Here is a 20,926-nt window from a genome sequence, read left to right on the forward strand (position 1 = left end):
GATTCTGAATCTGTCAGTGAATCCGAGTCCGAATCAGCCAGCGAATCATTGAGTGCAAGTGAATCGACTTCGACAAGTGATTCTGAATCTGTCAGTGAATCCGAGTCGGAATCAGAATCAGTCAGCGAAAGTGAATCCGAGTCGGAATCAGAATCAGTCAGCGAAAGTGAATCTGAATCGGCATCTGAGTCAGAAAGTGAATCATTGAGTGCAAGTGAATCGGCATCTGAGTCAGAAAGCGAATCATTGAGTGCAAGTGAATCGACTTCGACGAGTGACTCCGAATCTGTCAGCGAGTCGGAATCAGAATCAGCTAGCGAAAGTGAATCTGAATCGGCATCTGAGTCAGAAAGTGAATCATTGAGTGCAAGTGAATCGACTTCGACAAGTGATTCTGAATCTGTCAGCGAGTCGGAATCAGAATCAGCCAGTGAATCTGAATCGACATCTGAGTCAGAAAGTGAATCATTGAGTGCAAGTGAGTCGACTTCGATGAGTGACTCCGAATCTGTCAGTGAGTCGGAATCAGAATCAGCTAGCGAAAGTGAATCTGAATCGGCATCTGAGTCAGCAAGTGAATCATTGAGTGCAAGTGAATCGACTTCGACGAGTGAATCTGAATCTGTCAGTGAATCCGAGTCAGAATCAGCCAGCGAAAGTGAATCAGAATCGACATCCGAGTCAGCAAGTGAATCAACTTCGACGAGTGACTCTGAATCTGTCAGCGAATCCGAGTCGGAATCAGAATCAGCTAGCGAAAGTGAATCTGAATCGGCATCTGAGTCAGCAAGTGAATCGTTGAGTGCAAGTGAATCGACTTCGATGAGTGAATCTGAATCTGTCAGTGAATCCGAGTCAGAATCAGCCAGCGAAAGTGAATCAGAATCGACATCCGAGTCAGCAAGTGAATCGACTTCGACAAGTGACTCCGAATCTGTCAGCGAATCCGAATCGACATCTGAATCAGAAAGTGAATCATTACGTGCGAGTGAGGCAGCCTCTGAATCCACGAGTGCGTCAATTAAGGTCTCTGAGTCCGAATCAACCTCGATTGAAACTTCAAAGGCTACTAGCAAGTCGCTGAGTGAAAGTGAATCGGCATCAGAAGTAACCAGCAAATCAGTGAAGGAAAGCGAAATTGCATCAACGAGTAAGTCAGTTGAAGCATCGCAGGCAACTAGTGTTTCTGAATCCGAATCAACTTCAAAAGCAGCATCGGAATCAGCTAGTGTGGCTAAGTCAGTTAGTGTTTCAGAATCCGAAACTACTTCAAAAGCAGCTAGCGAATCATTGCGTGCGAGTGAAGCAGCCTCCGAATCAACAAGCGCCTCAATTAAAGCATCCGAATTAGAATCAATCTCGATTGAAACTTCGAAGGCAAATAGCGCATCGCTGAGTGAAAGTGAAGAATCTGTTTCAATCAGCAGTTCAAACTCTGTCTCGACATCAACATCGGTAGCCAACTCAACAAGTAGCTCGAACTCCACCTCAACGTCAAATGTGGAGTCAACGAGTACGTCTGCATCCACATCAACAGTGGTTTCTGGCTCAACCAGTACTTCAGCTGCAGAGTCTGCCTCGACATCAACATCTGTGGCGAACTCAACAAGCGAATCCGAAGCTGCTTCAATAAGTAGCTCAACTTCGACCAGTGCATCAGGGTCAACCAGTACCTCAGCTGCCGAATCGACGAGCGTTTCTCGGTCAACGAGCATTGCTAATTCTGTCAGCGCATCGATCTCAACTGTGACAGTTGCAAACTCAGCCAGTCAGTCAACATCCGCCAGTGTTTCTGCCAATGCTGCAGCGGCAATGACCAACACCACGGCTCAGAATCGAGTTATGACGCGCTTAGCTGTTGTATCGATGACAGCCGCATCAACTTCAGCTAACACTAACAGTATGTCCAGCTCAATTCAGAATTCACAGAGCGTGTCTACGGCAGCCTCGCTAAGTATGATGCAGTCGGCTTCGCAAAGTCAGGCAATCTATGAAAGTCTGTTTGCTTCCCGTTCAAACAGTTCATCTAATGCCATCAGCAACTCAACCTCGCTTAACAGTCTGCTTTCTGCTTCCAAGAGTAATTTGGAATCAATGAGTGTTTCAAATTCGCTAAGCATGGCGGCTTCAACCAATGCGAGTCAAGCCCTTTATGAAAGCCTGTTTGCTTCACGATCCAATAGTTCATCCAACGCCATTAGCAACTCAACTTCGCTTAATAGTCTGCTTTCAGCATCAAAGAGCAATCTGGATGTGGGCAGTAACTCAAATGCAGACGCTGCTGCCGTTCAGCGGTCGGCGGCGGAAACGCTGGCAGTTACTGATTCAATAGATGAAGTACGGACTCAGCCACTATCCAACGCAAATGCTTCGCTTTCTTCCAGTGTGACATCAAGTCAAAGTCAGCAGCGTAATTCGGGACTTTTAAATAACTTAAGAACGATGCTGGGTTTTGGTAAGCGTCAATAATCGGCATAGGAAGTAGGGAAGAGAATTGCAAAGAAAAAACATAGATGTTTCGACAACAGGATTCATAAAAAAAGCGCTGTTTACGGTTATGACAATCATCGTCTATTCATTAGGCAATCAGATTCCGGTTCCATTGATTAAAGCAACCGCTGAATACCAGACAATGATTCATCACTATCATATGGGCATGATTAGTATTCTGACTGGGGCCAACTTACCAGATCTGTCGCTGTTTTCACTAGGCTTTAGTCCATATATGGCAGCGATGATGATCATCCAGCTATTAGTGATGATGAAATGGTCAATTGTTGAAGAAATATCGCAGCGGCAATTAATGTATCTGCAAAACATTCTGTCACTGCTGTTTGCTTTAATTGAAGCCGCCATTATCGCTAACGGCTTTCGCCTCGTGACTGGTAGTGATCATCAATTAAAGGTCTTGATGATTACCATAACGTTGACAGCCGGGGCAATGTTCGTCCAATGGCTGGGTAATGTGACTACGATTTACGGGATTGGCGGTATGGTGGTTTTAATCGTCGGCAACATGTTGCATTCTAATATGAACCGGTTAATTTTACCTTGCCGACAGCTGTTAAAAATGCAACACGGTGTTTGGCTGCTGACTGGCTTAATCGTCGGTAGCCTGCTGATTGCCTGGCTGACGATCATCTTTCATGCGGCTCATTATGAAACCAAGCAGATTCAAATTTCATTGCCAAGCCAGATTGAACCAGCAATTTTTCCAATTGGGTTTAATTTGGGGACAATGATGACGTTTATGTTGGGGATGTCTTTTTTGGTAATTCCTTCTTTAATAGCATCATTGTTTAAAACCCCTGCTTTTTGGACCAATCCTAAATTCCAGATTGGCTTTGCGATCGTGATGACGTTTTTGATTGACTATTTCTTCGCGTTTGTCATGCTCAGTCCACGTCAATTAGCCAAAGGGATGCGCCATAGTGGCAACTATCTATTGGGCGTGGAAATTGGCCGGCCAACACGGCATTTTATTAGGTGGCGCTTGGTACTGTTTAACTTTTTTAGTGCCTTGATCTTGTCATTGCTGGTTGGCCTGCAGATTGCTGGCAGCTTGTTGGCCAAGCAAATTTGGCGGCCCTTATACGCTTTGCCGATTTCAATCGTGATGATGGTACTGTTTATGGAATCTTTGGTCGAGCTGTTAAATGAACTGTCGATTCCAAAGCGTTATCAAAAACTTAAAGAAAGGATCCTTAAAAGCGTATGAAATATTTTGTTCCAGCTTGGCATCGTGACGTTAGCGATTGGGCCTACAGTAGCCATACGATAACCTTTGATGATGCGATCGGCAACATGCGAATTATGAATCACGTTGATGAAGCGTATGGCGTCATTATTGGCGATTACAAGCCGCAATTGATTACCCAGATGAATACAGAAGGGATTGCACCGACTGACACGCTGGCCGCTTTTGATTGGATTCAAGATACTGACTTGCATGATAATAACCGAATTGTGGATATCTCAGACTTTAACTGGCCACGCGGAACGTATTTTGAATACGGACCGTTTAGTGTGAATGCCTTTTGTGATGATAAGCATATTGCCCGACTTTTATTCAATAATATTGGTCAGATTTTACGGATTGAACGCTGGCAGGATGGCTATCACCAAGAAGACGTTATTATGGACACGCGGGGATTTGTCTCCAGTATCAAGATGTTTAATCGGCAAGGGCAACTGGAAAAGACGATTTTCTTCAATCTACATGGTGAATGGCGAATGATTGAAGATGCCAAGACGGGTCGTTGCCACATCAATCCACGCTATCAGGCTGATTTTGCGCAGTCGAATTATACTAGTCGTCATGATTTGATTAATGAGGCAATTGCTAATTTGATGCAAAAGCAGCTCGATAAAGATGGTGACCAGATTGTCTTAACGGCTGATGATCAGCAAACGATTGATTTAAAACAGTTTAAGGGGTTCAAAACGATTATTCAGGCCAGTCAATGGCATGCCGATGATCGATTTTTGAAATCAATGGTTGGGCGTGATGATTTAACGATTGTCACGGACTCTGAAATCTCGGATCGTCATGTCCATAAAATTATTGGCGATCAAATCGAAACCAATCTGCTGCCAACATTTGCCTCGCAGTTTAGTCTTGGTCATAGTGATGAATATAGTACACAAACGATTTTACTGTTTATCAGTGACCAAACCAAAATGCCGGTATTAAGAAGAGGTCTGACTCAGATCTTGGAATTGGTTGATTTTAATCAGAATAACGAACGGTTGCAGATTGTGGCCTATGATGAGCAATTGTTGAATCGGGTCCGTCAAATCGCGCAAGAAATTGTTCAAGAACATCCACGGCTTTTGATTGATCCGGAAACTGAACAGCTGTCGCAAAATCCAGATCTGCTTGATGAAGACCGTGATCCAAGAATAGAAAAACAGTTAAACTGGCATTTTTTGCCAATTTATACCAAACGAATCGTGCAGACGACTGATCTGCTGCAGCTGTTGGATCAAGTTCGGGTGGTGGTTGATCTGGGCGATAATCCTGATTCGTACGTTCAAATGGCTTCAATCAGCGTGGGCTTGCCACAGATCAATCTAGTTCGAACCGATTTGGTAAGAGACCATGAAAATGGCTTAGTCTTAGTTGACGTTGCTGATCTGAGCTTGGCATTAAACTTTTATTTGAGCAATATGGAAAATTGGAACCGAGCGCGGGTTGATGCCGTTCAACAGATTAATAACTATTCGGAAAAGCGAATCCTGCATCATTGGCAATGGCTTTGGAAGAGGTGTGCACGCTTTGAACCTTAACGTTTTGCAGCTTGGAAAAAATAATTGGCAGACGGCTTATCAGATTCCGGCTGCTTTGAACTGGCATTTTAACGATCTAAGTTTTTTAGAAGATCCTAAAGTCCGACTGCAGCTGATAATTATTTCTGAGCCAATAACTTTGGTACCAGCTGACTGGCAGCTTTTACAAGAGCGTACCGATCCGTACAACGTTGTTTGGGCACCAGAGCTGAAGGTTAAAGACCACGATTTAACGCTCTTTCTTAGAAAAATGGCTGCTCGTAAGCTAACCATGCCCATTCAAGAATTCATCAACCACATTGAGCATTATTATTTTGTGGGCCAGCAGGGGATCAGTATGACAACCGCGGCTCTGATGTTTGATACCAGATTTCGCGATGTGATTCATTATGAGGATTCATCGCGCATTGAGCTACAGATTCACACGCCAGATTGGCAACCGCTTGCCAGTTCCCGTAAGAACATTTATGTTGATCCAGGACGACAATTGGAAGTTTGGCCACAGTTTGAAAAAGAAGATGGCGTTGAGCTGAGGTACCATTTTGCCGTTGTTTATGGCGAAGAACGGCGGGTTTTTGAATTTAACGAAGAACAGTTGAAAAATCCGCAGATCATTGATACTAAGATTTCCAACGGTCATCAGTATATTACGATGACGATTTTTACGCGTGGCTATGGCAGATTAAAGCTGGGCAACGTCGAATATCGTTGGACTCGCTATGGGATGGGAACGTATTTGAATGGCGGGCACAGCCTGGTTGATCCTAAGACCAGAGAAGAAGTGGCCTATTACTTTAATCCTGGTGATTTGAAGCCACCACTATGCGTGTACTTTGCTGGTTACCATTCTAAAAAAAGTTTCGAGGGGTATTTCATGATGCGCCGCCTGAATGTGCCTTATCTGTTGATTACGGATTCTAGACTGGAAGGTGGCCAGTTTTATACCGGAGAATTTTTCAGTCAAGCCATCCCTAACGTAATTGATCAGTATCTGCAAAAACTTGGCTTTACGCGTCAACAATTAATCTTATCCGGAATTTCGATGGGTACTTTTGGCGCGCTTAAGTTCGGAGCCTTAATGGGTGTCCACGAGGTTATCGTTGCCAAGCCATTGGTTCATCTGGATTCGATTGCCACGCGTGGTCGCTTGACACGTCCCGATGAGTTTGAAACGGCCTTTGATATTGAACGAGCGATTGCGACGCAAGGGCAGAAGGTAACTGATGACATGCTGCTGCGGTTGATGGATCAACAAAACCTAGGTCAAACTAATTTTAGTATTGCCTATATGGAAAATGATGATTATGATGCCACGGCTTTTGCTGATCTAAGCCGTCATTTGCTGAGCCGGGCCAATCGTTTGAACAGCTATAGCCTGCCTGGACGTCACAATGATGACAGTGCGGGAATGCTGCAATGGTTCTTGATGCGCTATCGTCAAGTTCTGCAGCATGACTTTGGGAGGTGATCAAATGCAGATTATCAACTACATCTACTGGCTGCCGCAAAATGATACGACATATCGCTATGGCTCGCGAATCGATGCCTATGAAAATCAGGTGATCCATTTTGAAAACGAATGGATGTCGCCAGGACGAGCAATGATTTCCTGGTATTCAGCGGTTAATTATCAAGCCAGCCGTTTCGTACCCCAACTGCCACTTTTGCGTGGTGGCGTTAAGTATCGGATCAAGGCCAAGTATCTTGCCAAGCCGGCTGATTCAGTAATGCTGCGGATCATTTTTTATGATATTCAAGGTGAGATTATTGATCAGAAAATCACCGATGGCTATCAGCTCAACTTCACCTATCCGTACGCGGCGACACGTTATGAAGTGCAGCTGATCAATGGTGGCTGTCGGTCGATTACCTTTTGGCGATTGGAATTAACACCGGCCGCTACTGAACAGGTCGGTAATTTGTTATTTGCCGCCTCCAAAAAAATAGATCCTAAACAACCAATGAATATTATGCTGCTACGTTCGCTTAGAACAGCAATGATTCCCAGTGAAGAAGTTGAAAAAATGCGTGATGTAGCAAATCTTGCATTAATGATGGTAGCCTGGCAGGAAATCGATCAGGTTGATAATGAATTACTGAACTATTTTGAGAATCTTAAAGAGCGGCGAATCAACTTTATCAGTACGGCTCACCGGTTAAATCCAGTCGTGCGCAAATTGGTTAAACAAAGTCCATATTGGCGTGGGTGGCTGATTGACGCCGATGTCATGCTGACGGATTATCGTTTGAGCAATTATGAAATGTCCGGCAGCGAAGGGCATTTCTTTAAGCATTTAGAATTAGTCCCCATTCAACAGACGCTGGATCAGATCAAAGATGAATTGAAGAGGTGAGAACGACGGCATTTTCATTTGAACTGCAGCGAGCCAGGCATATTCTGGCCAAAGTGAACGCATTAGCGCCAACGATGCGGAAAATGAGCGATCAAGAGCTGCAAGCCCAGACGCCACGGCTGCGTAAAATGCTCAGAGATGGCAAATCCTTAAATAGTCTGCTGCCACTGGCGTTTGCGACCGCGCGTGAGGCAGCCAAGCGCGTCTTGGGGATGTATCCTTATGACGTGCAGGTGATTGGGGCCATCGTTCTTCATCATGGCTGGATTGCTGAAATGAAGACTGGGGAAGGCAAGACGCTGACCGCGGCACTGCCTCTTTATCTAAATGGCTTAACTGGCAAAGGAGCAATTTTGGTGACGCCCAGTCGCTATCTGGCTCAGCGCGATCAAAAAGAATTGAGCGTGCTGTATAAATGGCTAGGATTGACCTGTAGCCTGGGTTTTGACCCTAATGACGAAACTGGCAATCAAGCAACCGTCGCCGACAAGCGAAAATGGTACCAAGCCGATGTTTTGTACACTACTGGCAGCACGCTGGCGTTTGACTATCTGTTCAATAATCTGGCTTCACGACCCGAAGATCAGTATCTACGGCCATACAACTACGCAATTGTTGATGAGGTCGATGCGGTATTTTTGGACGGAGCTAATTCGCCGATGGTGGTTGCTAGCAAGCCAGAGTTGCAGTCGAATCTTTATCGCTTGACTGATGAATTTGTTCGCAGCCTGGATCCAGATGTTGATTATCGTCGCAGTCGAAATCATAAATCAGCTTGGCTGACGCATCAGGGGGTTTTAAAAGCTCAGCGATGGTTTAGAATTGACGATTTGTTCAATGAGCAGCATCGTGAACTATATCGGCACATCAGTTTGGCTCTGCAGGCCCATTTTGTCCAACAGCGAGGGCATGACTACATGGTCGAGGATGGTGAGGTCGTCTTGCTGGACGAGGCGAATGGTCGCTTAATGCGCGGAATGAAGGTCAACACAGGGATTCAGCAGGCCGTTGAACAAAAAGAGGGCGTCAAGATATCAGAAAATCGGCAGGCCGTTGCTTCGATTACCTATCAAGGTCTGTTTCGGCTGTTTAACAACGTTGCTGGAATGACAGGCACGGCTCGCATTGCCGCTGCCGAGTTTATTGACGTCTATAAGATGAAAGTCGTCCAGATTCCACGGCATCGCAAAAACATCCGTAAAGACCATCAGCCGCGTGTCTACCTTACGACCAGCGAAAAATTGATTGAAGCAATCAAACTGGCCGAAAAAATGCATCATCAAGGACGACCGATTCTTTTGATTGCCGGATCGGTTGAAAACTCTGAAATCGTTTCTGAGATCTTGTTAAATCGCGGAATTCCACATAACATTCTGAATGCGCGCAACGAGGCCAATGAAGCCACGATTATAAAAAATGCTGGGCGCAGAAATGCAGTTACCGTTTCAACCAACATGGCCGGGCGCGGAACTGATATCAAACTAGGCCGGGGCGTTGCCGAATTGGGCGGTCTAGCCGTCATTGGCACCGAAATGCTTGATCCGCGCGTTGCTGAACAATTGCAGGGACGGGCTGGCCGCCAAGGAGATCCTGGCGACAGCTGGTTTTTCATTTCTTTAGAAGATAACTTTGTCTCACAAAACAGCAGTCCGGCAATTCGTAAATACTATCGGCGTCATATCAAGCATTTTAACCCGCAGACCAGGCCACAGCGTCTGCACAACCCTCGTATTTTGCTGTCTTTGCTGCTTTTACGCGATAAGGTCATGGTCAGTCAGCGCCAGACCCGTGCGCGAATGTACAGCTATGAGAACAGCATGCGATTGGAGCGAATGGCTTTTTATGAGATTCGCGAGGGCATCATGAACGCTGATGATTATCGCAAGACCGCGCTGAATTGGATGGAACACGGTTTTGATGTGATTTTAAACACTCGGTCAAACTGGGATTATGGTCATCTAAAAGCAATGGTCAACCGCTGGATAACCTATGATGATGCTCAGATTCCTGCTGATTTGAACTATCGGGATATAGCCATAGTCAAAGATTATCTGATGCAGCGGACCAATGAGATTTTAGATCAGATTGAAGATTCAATTGATGATCCCAAACAGATTGAACAATTTTATCGTTCTGCACTGCTTAAGGCAATGGATGACTGCTGGGTTGATCAGGTGGCCTATCTCGGCTATCTGAAAACGTTGGTTCAACCGTGGACGCTATTGCAGCGCAATCCAATGGCGGTGTATCATGAAAAGGCATATGATCGTTTCAAGCAGATGATTGATGCGGTTACTCAAGAAGCAATTCGTAATCTGTTGTTGAGTACGGTGGCCTTGAATGAAAATGGTGAGGTTGTTGTATATTTTGTTTAGACTATCATCTGAAAATTGAAATGATTAGGGAGCTGATTTTTGATGGCAACACGCAGAATCAATCACCATGGGTCCGACGATTCACTTGACAATGTCGTCGAGCAGCATGCCAGCAAGCGGCTCAAAAAGATTCAAGAGGAACAGGCAAAGGCTTATGAAAGAGGTCACCATCATTCAAGCTTGCCAAAATTTTTAATGAATCTGGTCGTGATTATTGCCGTTTTACTGATGATTATCTTGATGTTTTGGAAGTAGGCGACAGCCAAATTTAATCAAAATCACTAAAAAATTAAAAAAATACTTGAAAAAAACTAAGAATGGATTAAAATAAAAACCAATCAAACAGTTTTGAAAAACCATGAGAAAGACGAGTAGCTGTTTTCATTCGTAAAGTGAGCCGAGGATAATGGGAACTTGGCCGACCCTGAGACAGCGAAAAACACTTCCCCGCGTTGCTGACCCAAATGGATGCGTCCAAAGTAGGCTCAGACGTTTTCGACACGTTACAGTCGATGGAGCATGTTTGTGCTCTGAACAAAGCGGTCTGGATATCTCTGGACAACTTGGGTGGCACCGCGGAATAAAGCCTTTCGTCCCATGAAACTACGGGGACAAAAGGCTTTTTATTTTGCCCTCAAGTCTAAGTTTCAAGGAGATTTTTATTATGAGTCTGATTATTCCAGAACACTACGATCCAAAGCTGTCAGTCCGTGAGACCGAAGCCGCTATTCGCTACATTCGTGAAACCTTCCAAGATGAGATTGGTCGTGAATTGAACCTGCAGCGGATGAGTGCGCCAATGTTCGTCGAAAAGAAAACTGGTTTGAACGACAACTTAAACGGGGTTGAACAGCCAGTTTCATTCACCATGAAGGAACTGCCAGGCGAAACGATTGAAGTCGTGCATTCGCTGGCTAAGTGGAAACGCTATGCTTTAAAGAAGTACGGCTTTGGGATGCATGAAGGTCTTTACACCAACATGAACGCTATCCGCAAAGATGAAGATCTGGATAACTTCCACTCCATCTACGTTGACCAATGGGACTGGGAAAAGGTGATCGCCAAAGAAGAACGGACTGAAGAAACCTTGAAGGCTACGGTCCGTAAAATCTTTAAGGTTATCAAGCATATGGAACATGAAGTTTGGTACAAGTTCCCGCAAGCCGTTCATCATCTGCCAGACGAGATCCACTTCGTTACCACGCAGGAATTGGAGGATCGCTGGCCAGATCTGACGCCAATGGAACGCGAAGATCAGATTGCTAAGGAGCTCGGTTGCGTCTTTGTGATGAAGATCGGTGACAAGCTGCGTCGTTCCGGCAAGCCTCATGATGGCCGCGCACCTGACTACGATGACTGGTCTTTGAACGGCGATATTATCTTCTGGTACGAACCATTGGACTGCAAGCTGGAAGTCTCTAGCATGGGGATTCGGGTCGATGAAGACGCAATGCGCTACCAGCTGAAAGAAGCTGGCGAGGAAGCCCGTGCTGAATTACCGTTCCACAAGATGCTGCTGAATCATGAATTACCATACACGATTGGTGGTGGGATTGGTCAGTCGCGGCTGTGCATGCTGCTGTTGGGTAAGGCACACGTTGGCGAGGTTCAGGCAAGCATCTGGCCAGAAGACATGCGCGAAAAGTGTGAAAAAGCTGGCATTCAACTGCTGTAATCAATCGGTGTTGTGCTGAACTTAGTTTTTCAACTGCTATCAACAAGCGGTTTGGCATTGTGGGCAGCAGATTGATGATGGCTGCATCTGTATTCTGATTGGATCAGTACTTATTTGCGGACGAACTTCCTAACCTCAGTATCACTTTCTCAGAGTCAGCAGAACAGAACTGAGCTAATTTGCAATATAGATACCAATCATTAATTTGTTAAATGGCGAAACCGTAAAACCGAGATACAGAAGGGATGATCCCGACTGTGTCTCGGTTTTTGCTATTGCAGAACCTGGTACCTTTATTTAAAGGATGCTTGTTGCTAATGATTGACTTAATCAGAGATGGTGAAATTCAAAACCTGCCTTCCAAAATCAGAGGCAGTTTTTTTGATTATAAAGATTGGGTCATTGCAAGCCCTTCATAATTAATGTTAAACGGTTCGTGACTGACAAAGAATGGTGATCACCACGTATTATTCAAAAAATCCTGCATAATACATATGAAAAAATCCCATTACCTACTATTTTCAAAAAATCGCTGTATAGTAGGTAAAAATTAATGTATATCGAGTTAGGAATTCTTAACATTACCTACTATTTGATGAAAAAAGCGCAATAGTAGGTAATTCACAAAGTCGGTCTGAGCCAATCAATTCCAAAATATGCATCTTTACCTACTATTTTGGCAAAAGGTATCAATAGTAGGTAAAGTTGGGCCATCCGAATATACATTTACCTACTTTCTGCCAAAAACCGAGGAATAGTAGGTAGTCTCTAGGCTGGTAGCTTGTTAAACCTGATTTTCTTCACAAACTGACGAGCAGCTCATTGTCTTATGGTTGTTCGCCTAGTAATAATGATGAGCGGCTAATGATACTCATAATGCGTCATGAAACAGGATTTTACCTGTCAAATGCTGCGAGTGAAATTGCCGAGTTGGTATGATCTGCTTTAGCCTTTGGAGGCAGCGAGCAGTCAATCACGATATGGATGTCATCAAAATGGTTAGAATTTACATCAACGGTTTAAGATTGTTGGTAAAAACAGGCGTGGATCGGATTTCCGCAAGTCTTGGGATAATGTCAGCGTTACCAGTTGGATGTGCTTCATAATAATTAGCGTGTCCAATTGTAGCAGCTGATAAAACTGCTTTTAGCCCGGCTTTTCGTTAACGTGGCAAACCAATAAAAACCTGCCGAGCTGATCGTCAACTCGGCAGGTTTCTTCATATTTATTATGCTTTTGGTTCGTGACCAGGCTGCCATTTAAGACCAACACCTGAAAAACCGCTCAAGATTGAGAAGAGTGGCGACAACAGACTAAACAAGGTGAATGGCAAGAATTCCAATACTGGAACACCCAAGGCAGAAGCGACGAATGAACCGGCCACACCCCAAGGAATCAGGTAGTTGATTACGCTCCCGCCGTCTTCCAGCGTTCGACTCAATGCCAACGGGGAAAGACCAATGCGCTTAAAGGCCGGCTTGAAGGCATTCCCAGGCAGGATAACGGAAAGGTACTGCTCGCCGACGAATAGGTTGACGCCGATTCCCGCAAAGATCGTTGCCGTAATCAGACGACCTGGCTTGTTTAATTTAGCCACTAAAGGCTTCATGGCACTTTCAATGATTCCCATATGCATCAGAATCCCACCCAGTGCCAGGGTCATGATGATTAAAGAAACGGTTCCCATCATGCTGGAGATGCCGCCCCGCGTCAGCAGTGCATCAACAGCTTTGTTGCCGGTTTTGGAAACAAAGCCGCTTTCAATCAACGTGGCAAATTTAGCGATTCCCAACGACGGATTGTTGATAAAAATCATCACGGTAGAAACGATAATATTTAAAAACAGGGTGGGGATGGCTGGCAGTTTTTTCCAGGCACAGATAAACATTAAAATAATTGGCAGTGCCGCCCACCAGGAAACGGCAAAATGCTTAGTCAGCGTCGAACTTACTGAAGCAATGCTGGCAAGCGACGTTCCCTTATTGCTTTGACCCAAGAAGAAAAAGACGATTAAGGAAACTACGAAAGCTGGGATGGTGGACCACATCATATTGTTAATGTGATCAAATAAGTCGTCTTCAGCAACAGCCGATGCCAAGTTGGTCGAATCCGAAAGCGGCGACATCTTATCACCAAAAACGGCACCGGAGATAATGGCCCCCGCCGTTAAAGCTGGGTTAACGCCCAAGGTTGATCCCATCCCAAACAGGGCGATTCCTACGGTTGAGACGGTGGTGAAGCCAGAGCCAATGGCCAGACCAACCAGCGAGCAGACAATGAAGACCGATGGCACGAAGAAACGGGCACTGATTAAATGAAAGCCCAGGACCATCAGTGAAGGAATAATTCCGGCTTGAATCCAAACGGCAATCAAAGTCCCAATCAAAATAAAGATAAAGATGGGAATGATGGCAGTGGAGATCCCTTTGGTAATTCCGGTCATAATGTTATCCCAAGATACGTGGCGCAAGGCCAGCCAGAAGACCAGAAATGCAATCACGGTCAAAACCGGTACCTGTGGCGAAAGACCGAAGCCAATTACGCCACTGCCCAAGATAACCAACATGATCAATAGGATTGCAACAGATTCTTTAAAGTCAATTTTTTTAGTCATATATCGACACCTCATGTTTTTAAGCTAATTTGTTTAACGGCATTTGGATTGCAGATAATGACGATAATATCGTTTCATAATTTTCTCCCCCTCGAGCAAATAAAAAAGGCGCTCCGACTAGATTAAATCTAATCGGGACGCCTAAACGTGGTACCACCCAACTGAAAAGAGTTAATAACAGCTTTTCACTCTTGCCAGTTGCTAACGGTACCGGCCCAATCCGTACGGGCTTATTTTGTCGGGTATTTCGTAACAGACACCCTGTCCGGTTCGCATCGACCACCGGTTTTCTGAACGCTGAGGTGCAGCTCTACTTGACGACCACTCGTAAATTTCATTGGCATTAATATATCACTTAAAAAAATGAATGGCAAGCAAAATTCTGATGGTTTTTTAATTTTATTTTAATCAAAACGCTTTCACGATGAAGATTAAAAAGTCGCTGGATCCAATTATTAGCGCGCTTTATAATTAAATTAATCTATGCAAAAAGGAATTAGCAAATATGACCAAAAAAATATATGTTGTGGGAGCTGCCATTTTAAATGAGCAGCACCAGATTTTAGCAAGCAAGCGTAGTGATGATCGCATTCTAGGCGCGTTATGGGAGTTTCCTGGGGGTAAGATTGAACCGGGCGAGGATCCCCAAACGGCTTTAAAGCGTGAGTTAAGAGAAGAATTCAATGATCAGATCGAAGTTGGACGCCAAGCTGCGCCAACCACCATCAAACAATATGATTTTGGCGAGATTCATCTGACGGTTTATTACGCCAAACTGGACACGCATCATTTTGATCTGATTGCTCATAGTCAGGTTAAATGGTGCGATCAGGCAGAGCTGATGCAGCTGCACTGGGCCGATGCAGACTTGCCGATTGCCAAAGCCATTGCCCAGGCTGATCTGAGAAAGGCGGCGTTTTAACAATGACCGGCGTTGACTACGGTAAGATTTTAGAACGCTTGCAGAAAGGCGATAATGATCAGCTGGTAGAAGAGATTCATGGCTCATTATTGAATGGTTATGTTGATCAAGATGAATTTGCCACGGTTGGCGATCTCGGCCCTAAGCTGCTGACCAATCAAGCGGGCAACCAGATCTGGAATCAGCTGCGTCACGAATTGCAGACTTGCCGCAGTTATATTTTCGCGGTGGCTTTTGTAACGGATGCAATGATTTCATGCTTAAAGCCAATCTTTAAACAGTTGGCTAGTCATGGCGTGCAAGGTCGGCTGTTGACTTCTGACTACCTGTACTTCAATCAACCCAAAGCTTTTAATGAGCTGCTGAAGATTCCAGGTTTGACGGTTAAAATTGCCAAGGTCGATGGATTCCATCAAAAAGGCTATATTTTTCAGCATGATGGCTATCAAACGATCATTATTGGCAGTGCCAATCTGACGGAAAATGCCTTGATGCGCAACTATGAATGGAGTCTGCAGGTCAACTCACTGAACAATGGTGATATTACGCGGCAAGTCAGTGAAAACATTGAGAATGAATGGCAGCAGGCTCAGCCGTTAACCAGTCAGTGGATTGCGCAATATCAGCTGATTTATCAAAAGAATCATCAAGTGGGCCATGCGGTTGCCAAAATGGTTAAAAACGGCCAACCGGTAATTGATGGTGAACTAATTGAGCCTAATCAGATGCAAAAAGACGCCTTGGCACAGATTGCGCAGCTGCGGCAGGCGGGGCATGATCGGGGCTTGGTGATTTCAGCAACGGGAACGGGGAAAACCTATCTGGGGGCGTTTGATGTTCGCAATGCCAAGCCAAGACGGATGCTGTTTTTAGCCCATCGAGAAGAAATTTTGCGCAAATCAGCCCATAGTTTTCAAAAAGTGATTGGCGGTCCTAAGGAAAATTATGGCCTGTATACGGGAAACGTACATGAAAAAGATGCCAAGTATTTATTTGCTACAGTGCAGACCTTACAAGATGATACGCATTTAAAAGCATTTTCGCCAACTGAATTTGACTACATCCTGGTTGATGAGGTTCATCATGCCGGGGCTAGCTCATATCAAAAAATCATGCAGTATTTTAAGCCTAAATTTTATTTAGGGATGACGGCGACTCCAGAGCGGAATGACGATTTCAGCATTTTTGAGCTGTTCGACTATCATGTTGCTTATGAGATCAGACTGCAGCAGGCTCTTGAAGCTGATATGCTATGTCCGTTTCATTATGTCGGCATCAGCGACTATCAGTTTGCCGATGCCAAGGTCAATGAAACAATTGCCAGCTATCAAAATGCCGCCAGCCATCATAAAAAAGAAGTTCAAGCCATTGAGCATCTGACCAGTACGGAGCGCGTACACTATATTCTGCAGCAGACGGAATACTATGGCTATTCTGGTCCCAAGCTGCATGGGCTGATCTTTTGTGCGACGGTGCAAGAAGCCAACCAGCTGGCTGCCGAACTAACCAGACAGCATCATCCAGCTAAGGCACTGGCCGGCGCGGATTCAATGAGCGTTCGGCAGCAGGTGGTCAAGGAACTGGAAGATGGTGCAATCGAATATATTGTGACAGTCGATCTGTTCAATGAAGGGATTGATATTCCATGTATCAATCAAGTGGTTTTTCTGCGCAGCACCAATTCCAGCATCGTCTACGTTCAGCAGCTCGGTCGGGGCCTGCGCAAAGCCCAAAACAAAGACTATGTTGAGGTGTTGGATTTTATCGGCAACTACAAGAACAGCTACATGATCCCAATTGCCTTGACGGGGGATGCCTCGTATTCCAAAGACAGCGCGCGGGAAACCGTTGAGATTGAGCCGACGATTGGGCTGTCAACGATTGCGTTTGATGAGATTGCTAAGGAGCGGATCTACCAGTCGCTGCGCCAGGTTAAGCTGGATGACATGCGCAAGTTGCGGATGGTTTACCAAAATATGAAGCAGCGAGTAGGACGCGTGCCGCTATTGGCTGACTTTATGGCTGCTGATTCAATTGATCCTGAGATTTTGGCCAACAAAAAGAAGAATTACGCGCAGTTTTTGATTGGCGAAAAAGAACCTGTTGAGATCAATGACTATGAAAATCGCCTATTGACTTTTTTGGCCGCGGAACTGTTAAATGGCAAGCGGCGCCATGAACTGATCTTATTGGATGATTTGTTGAATCAGGCAACGGTTACGGAAAAAGAACTCAAGCAGCAGCTAAACGATGCCGGTTGTCTGGTTGATGGAGCAACGCTGGCTTCGATGCGGCGCGTTTTAGACCTAACTTTTTATAACAAAAAAGCCGCGCCATCCCGTGCCGATTACGGTGGTCGGCCAATCGCCATTTTTAATGAACAGGCGCGGACCTATCAGCTAAATGACAAGCTTCGTGATTCGTTAAGCAGCAATAAGTGGTTCAGCCGGCTCTGGCAAGACGGCATCCAGACTGGGCTTTTACGGGCCAAGCGCTACCAAGCGGATCAACCATTTACGCTGGGAGAAAAGTATACGCGCAAAGACGTCATGCGCCTGGTCAACAACGTAGTCAACACGACCGCGCAAAATATCGGTGGCTACTTTTTTAATGAGCATGATGGCGTGATTTTTGTTACCTATCATAAGGCCAAAAATATCAGCCGTTCAATTCAGTATGAGGATCAATTTTTAAATGATCATGTCATGCACTATTTTTCTAAGGGCAAGCGACGTCTGGACAGTCCGGATGTCAAGAAGTTTATGGATGGTCAGCGGCGGCTGTCGCTCTTTGTCAAAAAATCTGATGCTGACGACGACAAGACCTTTTATTATTTAGGGACGTGTCACTACCTGCCGGGATCAGCCCGTCAAGAGCAGCATGATGGCAAGCCAATCGTTTCGATGAATCTGGAGCTTGATCAGCCGGTTCCTTATACGCGCTATCACTCGTTGATTGACTAATTTTAATCTAAAAATGCACTGGCACGAACTTTTGCGACAGTGCATTTTTGATTTGGTAAGCTGTTGACGTTTAATTTGATGTCAATCCGCTGTTTTGGGCTATTTTGGCTGATGCGAGTTAAGGTAGTCGTTGAGATCGGCATTCTTGATATCGGTAATAAACATATGCCCTGGCGCGTGAGTGATTACCAAAGGCAGCCTGGCGTTTTCAATGGCCGCCTGCGGAGTAACGCCGCATGGCCAAAAGACCGGCACTTCGCCTGGCTTGATCGTGTCAGCATCGCCATAGTCGGGGTGATCAAGGTCAGAGATTCCAATCGCAGCTGGATCGCCAATTTGAATCGGCGCCCCATGAACGTTAGGCATCTGGGCCGTAATTTTTTTAGCCAGCCGAGCCTTAGCCGGCGACATTGGCCGCATGGAAACCACCAACGGACCTTTAAAGCGGCCAACCGGATTGGTCATTACGCTGGTTTTGTACATGGGAACGTTGTGCTTTTCGGTTAAATGACGAATCTCAATGCCGGCTTTGAGCAGGGCTTCTTCAAATGAAAACGAGCAGCCAATCAGAAAGCCAACCATATCCGCTTGCCAATACTGAGTAGCATCAGTAACCTCTTTAGTAAAATGGCCATTTTCATAGAGACGGTAACGCGGTATATCCGTACATATATTGGCGTGCCGCGCGATCGTCTTGGTCAGGGGCGTTTGTTTGACGGTTTCCAACAATGGACAGGCTTGCGGATTTTGCCGAATCCATTCGCGAAAGTCATGCGCATACATTTGCGGCAAGATTACCAGATTAGCCTGTGCATACCCCGCTGCCATGCTAGCAGTAGGAAAGTCAATGATGCCTGTGCGAATCTTTTGTCGAACCTGGGTGGGCGCTTGTCGGATATAGGGTTGAATATCAAAGGCGGCCATGCTTTTCACCTCTTAGATTATAAATAAATGTGAAAGTTAAATTTACATTAAATGATAGCCGCTGACTCATCATTTGCAAACCCGCCTAGTCGGTAAACTGACTAAATTAAGTACTCAACCCTTAAAAGCTAATTCATGTTGGTTTTGATCGTAGATATGGTTAAGGAATAAAACAAGATTTGACAAATATAGTTGGGTGGCATCGTTGCACCGAATGGATTTGCGATATCAAAAAAGAATCGATGTTTAACACCGACTCTTTTTAATCTAAGACTTTTTGATGGTCGAAGATACAATCTGCATGCTCTGTGGCCGCGCATAGTCGAAGCGATGATCGGTATGATGGTCATGCCATTTAACGATTCCAATCAAAATCAGGATGATGACGATCGTGTATAGCAGAGCCGAGCGACTGGAAGGATGATCAACCATGGCCGCGCTGCGATACCAACGAAACAGCCAGGCCAGCATGCTATAGACTAAGATTCCACAGATGATGGCAAAGATAATGGCCCACATGAAAGTCGTAGCCATCGCCATTACGATTCCTGCGGCAATTAAAAATAAAACCATCAAAATGATGAACAGGCACATTTAAAAATCCTCCTTGTTGTTTAGCCAGCTGGGCAATGGGACGTCAATTACGCGTGGTGACTGATTCAATAAGCAGACGATGGCTTGCCCGATTCCCAGTCCGCTGACAGTGGCAGTCAGTTGCGAATCCAGGTTAAGACTGCCGACTTCTTCGGGGCTGGCCAGATGATGAACCAGCAGATTAGGAAACTGAGAGCGCAGTTTAGCTGGCAGGTCCAAAGGTGATTGCGTGGTTAAGATCACGTTGAGCCCAACCTTGCGACCTTCACGCAGCACTTGAAAGATCCCGTTTTCAGCCAGCTTGGTCTCATTAGCTGGGAGATAGCGGTGGGCCTCATCAATTATAATATTGACGGAAAAAGCCGCTTCATGCTGCAGACGGTGCTCCAGAATCCGTTTCATTAAAAGTGAGATGACAGCCTGTTGACCAATCGCAAGCGTTTTAAGCGCAGAAAGATCAATTACCAGAGTTTTATGAGCACTGCGCTGATCTAAAAACATCTGCAGTACGAAATTAAGCTCAGTTTTAACCTTTTGGGGCTGATGAATGGTGCCAAATAGTTCGCGGATTGCCGGACTAGCCAATATTTCTCTAAATTGAATGATTTTTGGCCAGACGGATGCAATCAATTGACGATTATATTCTTGACCAAGCAAATGATAGTTGGCCCGCTGATCAGCATATGGAATTACCAGTTCTTCAATTAATTGGTCGGGCAGCAGTTGAACGGCATACGATTTTGACCAACGTCCAAGCTTGGCCAGTGCCTGCTGGTGGTCGGCAACTGGCTGATCGATGCGCTGATAGCAGCCGGGATGATTAAGCAGATTATTTTGAATCCGCAAATCATTAATCGCTGAAGTGACCGCGGCAATTAGCTGTTCATTGAATTGCAGTCCTAACGCCTCCACCAGTTGTGTAGCTGAAAATTCGCCGGGCTCCAGATAAGCGTTCTCACCCAAGCGGTAAACGATGGCGTTTGGCAGCTGCACGTATTCACCGGTAGGGTCCAGGACGATGTTGGCTTGGCTGCTGCTCTGTAATTGATCCAGCAAGGTTAAAGTCGAGGTCGTTTTGCCGCTGCCGGTTTGTCCAACAATCAGCAGGTGTCTGTTTGTCAGCTCGTTCAATGCATTCATCCCCAATCATTATAATATTCTAATTATAAATAAGAAGGGCTTAAATTGTTACAAAAATATTGTTATTATTTTTTGA

At 45.2% G+C, this 20,926-nt stretch carries 14 protein-coding genes, 1 pseudogene and 1 other annotated feature; of the genes and pseudogenes, 10 read left to right on the plus strand and 5 right to left on the minus strand.

Going from position 1 to position 20,926, the window contains the following annotated elements:
• Positions 1-1,715 (minus strand): annotated as a pseudogene (locus ACLUWI_RS07905) (hypothetical protein); the annotation flags it as partial.
• Positions 1,716-1,746: 31 nt separating this feature from the next.
• Between ACLUWI_RS07905 and ACLUWI_RS07910 the strand changes: the two are divergent.
• The 8 genes from ACLUWI_RS07910 (at position 1,747) to asnA (ending at position 11,693) form a co-directional block, all read left to right on the plus strand.
• On the plus strand, positions 1,747-2,469 hold the full coding sequence (locus tag ACLUWI_RS07910; RefSeq protein ID WP_412146859.1) for a hypothetical protein: 723 nt from the start codon (positions 1,747-1,749) through the stop codon (positions 2,467-2,469).
• A 25-nt stretch (positions 2,470-2,494) separates the two neighbouring features.
• On the plus strand, positions 2,495-3,718 hold the full coding sequence (locus tag ACLUWI_RS07915) for a hypothetical protein (protein WP_412146860.1): 1,224 nt from the start codon (positions 2,495-2,497) through the stop codon (positions 3,716-3,718).
• Positions 3,715-5,289 carry an accessory Sec system protein Asp1 gene (gene asp1 / locus ACLUWI_RS07920; RefSeq protein WP_412146861.1) on the plus strand — a complete coding sequence of 525 codons (1,575 nt, stop codon included), beginning with the start codon at positions 3,715-3,717 and terminating at the stop codon, positions 5,287-5,289. Before ACLUWI_RS07915 ends, asp1 begins: the two co-directional genes overlap by 4 nt.
• The gene (gene asp2, locus ACLUWI_RS07925; protein WP_412146862.1) at positions 5,270-6,757 is read left to right on the plus strand and encodes an accessory Sec system protein Asp2; all 1,488 of its coding nucleotides are present in this window, start codon (positions 5,270-5,272) and stop codon (positions 6,755-6,757) included. The genes asp1 and asp2 overlap by 20 nt, the downstream gene beginning before the upstream one ends.
• A 4-nt stretch (positions 6,758-6,761) precedes the next feature.
• Entirely contained in the window at positions 6,762-7,643 is an 882-nt protein-coding gene (asp3, locus tag ACLUWI_RS07930) for an accessory Sec system protein Asp3 (protein WP_412146863.1), read from the plus strand.
• Positions 7,640-10,018, plus strand: a complete 2,379-nt coding sequence (gene secA2 / locus ACLUWI_RS07935; RefSeq protein ID WP_412146864.1) for an accessory Sec system translocase SecA2 — start codon at positions 7,640-7,642, stop codon at positions 10,016-10,018. The genes asp3 and secA2 overlap by 4 nt, the downstream gene beginning before the upstream one ends.
• A 42-nt stretch (positions 10,019-10,060) precedes the next feature.
• On the plus strand, positions 10,061-10,273 hold the full coding sequence (locus tag ACLUWI_RS07940; protein WP_412146865.1) for a hypothetical protein: 213 nt from the start codon (positions 10,061-10,063) through the stop codon (positions 10,271-10,273).
• Between the two features lie 94 nt (positions 10,274-10,367).
• Positions 10,368-10,619: a binding site (T-box leader), on the plus strand.
• 63 nt (positions 10,620-10,682) lie between these two features.
• Positions 10,683-11,693 carry an aspartate--ammonia ligase gene (gene asnA / locus ACLUWI_RS07945; RefSeq protein WP_412146866.1) on the plus strand — a complete coding sequence of 337 codons (1,011 nt, stop codon included), beginning with the start codon at positions 10,683-10,685 and terminating at the stop codon, positions 11,691-11,693.
• Between the two features lie 1,228 nt (positions 11,694-12,921).
• On the opposite strand, the gene nhaC is transcribed toward asnA, so the two are convergent.
• On the minus strand, positions 12,922-14,307 hold the full coding sequence (gene nhaC, locus ACLUWI_RS07950) for a Na+/H+ antiporter NhaC (protein WP_412146867.1): 1,386 nt from the start codon (positions 14,305-14,307) through the stop codon (positions 12,922-12,924).
• Between the two features lie 505 nt (positions 14,308-14,812).
• Here nhaC and ACLUWI_RS07955 point away from each other — a divergent pair.
• Together ACLUWI_RS07955 and ACLUWI_RS07960 are read left to right on the plus strand one after the other, a co-directional pair.
• Complete coding sequence (locus ACLUWI_RS07955; protein ID WP_412146868.1) at positions 14,813-15,229, plus strand: (deoxy)nucleoside triphosphate pyrophosphohydrolase; 417 nt, start codon at positions 14,813-14,815, stop codon at positions 15,227-15,229.
• Between the two features lie 2 nt (positions 15,230-15,231).
• On the plus strand, positions 15,232-18,192 hold the full coding sequence (locus ACLUWI_RS07960; protein WP_412146869.1) for a DEAD/DEAH box helicase: 2,961 nt from the start codon (positions 15,232-15,234) through the stop codon (positions 18,190-18,192).
• A gap of 99 nt (positions 18,193-18,291) precedes the next feature.
• On the opposite strand, the gene ACLUWI_RS07965 is transcribed toward ACLUWI_RS07960, so the two are convergent.
• The 3 genes from ACLUWI_RS07965 to ACLUWI_RS07975 all read right to left on the minus strand — a co-directional run bounded on the left by ACLUWI_RS07965 (position 18,292) and on the right by ACLUWI_RS07975 (position 20,850).
• Positions 18,292-19,116 carry a putative hydro-lyase gene (locus tag ACLUWI_RS07965; protein ID WP_412146870.1) on the minus strand — a complete coding sequence of 275 codons (825 nt, stop codon included), beginning with the start codon at positions 19,114-19,116 and terminating at the stop codon, positions 18,292-18,294.
• A gap of 267 nt (positions 19,117-19,383) precedes the next feature.
• On the minus strand, positions 19,384-19,710 hold the full coding sequence (locus ACLUWI_RS07970) for a hypothetical protein (protein WP_412146871.1): 327 nt from the start codon (positions 19,708-19,710) through the stop codon (positions 19,384-19,386).
• A complete protein-coding gene (locus ACLUWI_RS07975; protein ID WP_412146872.1) occupies positions 19,711-20,850 on the minus strand; it encodes an ATP-binding protein in 1,140 nt (379 codons plus the stop codon). It lies immediately after the preceding gene.
• Between the last annotated feature and the right edge of the window lie 76 nt (positions 20,851-20,926).

Origin of the sequence: Limosilactobacillus mucosae (assembly GCF_046939755.1) — a bacterium.
Classification (GTDB): domain Bacteria; phylum Bacillota; class Bacilli; order Lactobacillales; family Lactobacillaceae; genus Limosilactobacillus; species Limosilactobacillus mucosae_A.

What these genes read in the sequence shown, in the direction of transcription:
- asnA (WP_412146866.1), top strand. Translation starts at nt 10,683, where the DNA reads ATGAGTCTGATTATTCCAGAACACTACGATCCAAAGCTGTCAGTCCGT.
- nhaC (WP_412146867.1), bottom strand. Translation starts at nt 14,307, where the DNA reads ATGACTAAAAAAATTGACTTTAAAGAATCTGTTGCAATCCTATTGATC.
- ACLUWI_RS07960 (WP_412146869.1), top strand. Translation starts at nt 15,232, where the DNA reads ATGACCGGCGTTGACTACGGTAAGATTTTAGAACGCTTGCAGAAAGGC.
- ACLUWI_RS07965 (WP_412146870.1), bottom strand. Translation starts at nt 19,116, where the DNA reads ATGGCCGCCTTTGATATTCAACCCTATATCCGACAAGCGCCCACCCAG.
- ACLUWI_RS07975 (WP_412146872.1), bottom strand. Translation starts at nt 20,850, where the DNA reads ATGAATGCATTGAACGAGCTGACAAACAGACACCTGCTGATTGTTGGA.
- asp3 (WP_412146863.1), top strand. Translation starts at nt 6,762, where the DNA reads ATGCAGATTATCAACTACATCTACTGGCTGCCGCAAAATGATACGACA.
- ACLUWI_RS07940 (WP_412146865.1), top strand. Translation starts at nt 10,061, where the DNA reads ATGGCAACACGCAGAATCAATCACCATGGGTCCGACGATTCACTTGAC.
- ACLUWI_RS07970 (WP_412146871.1), bottom strand. Translation starts at nt 19,710, where the DNA reads ATGTGCCTGTTCATCATTTTGATGGTTTTATTTTTAATTGCCGCAGGA.
- ACLUWI_RS07955 (WP_412146868.1), top strand. Translation starts at nt 14,813, where the DNA reads ATGACCAAAAAAATATATGTTGTGGGAGCTGCCATTTTAAATGAGCAG.
- asp1 (WP_412146861.1), top strand. Translation starts at nt 3,715, where the DNA reads ATGAAATATTTTGTTCCAGCTTGGCATCGTGACGTTAGCGATTGGGCC.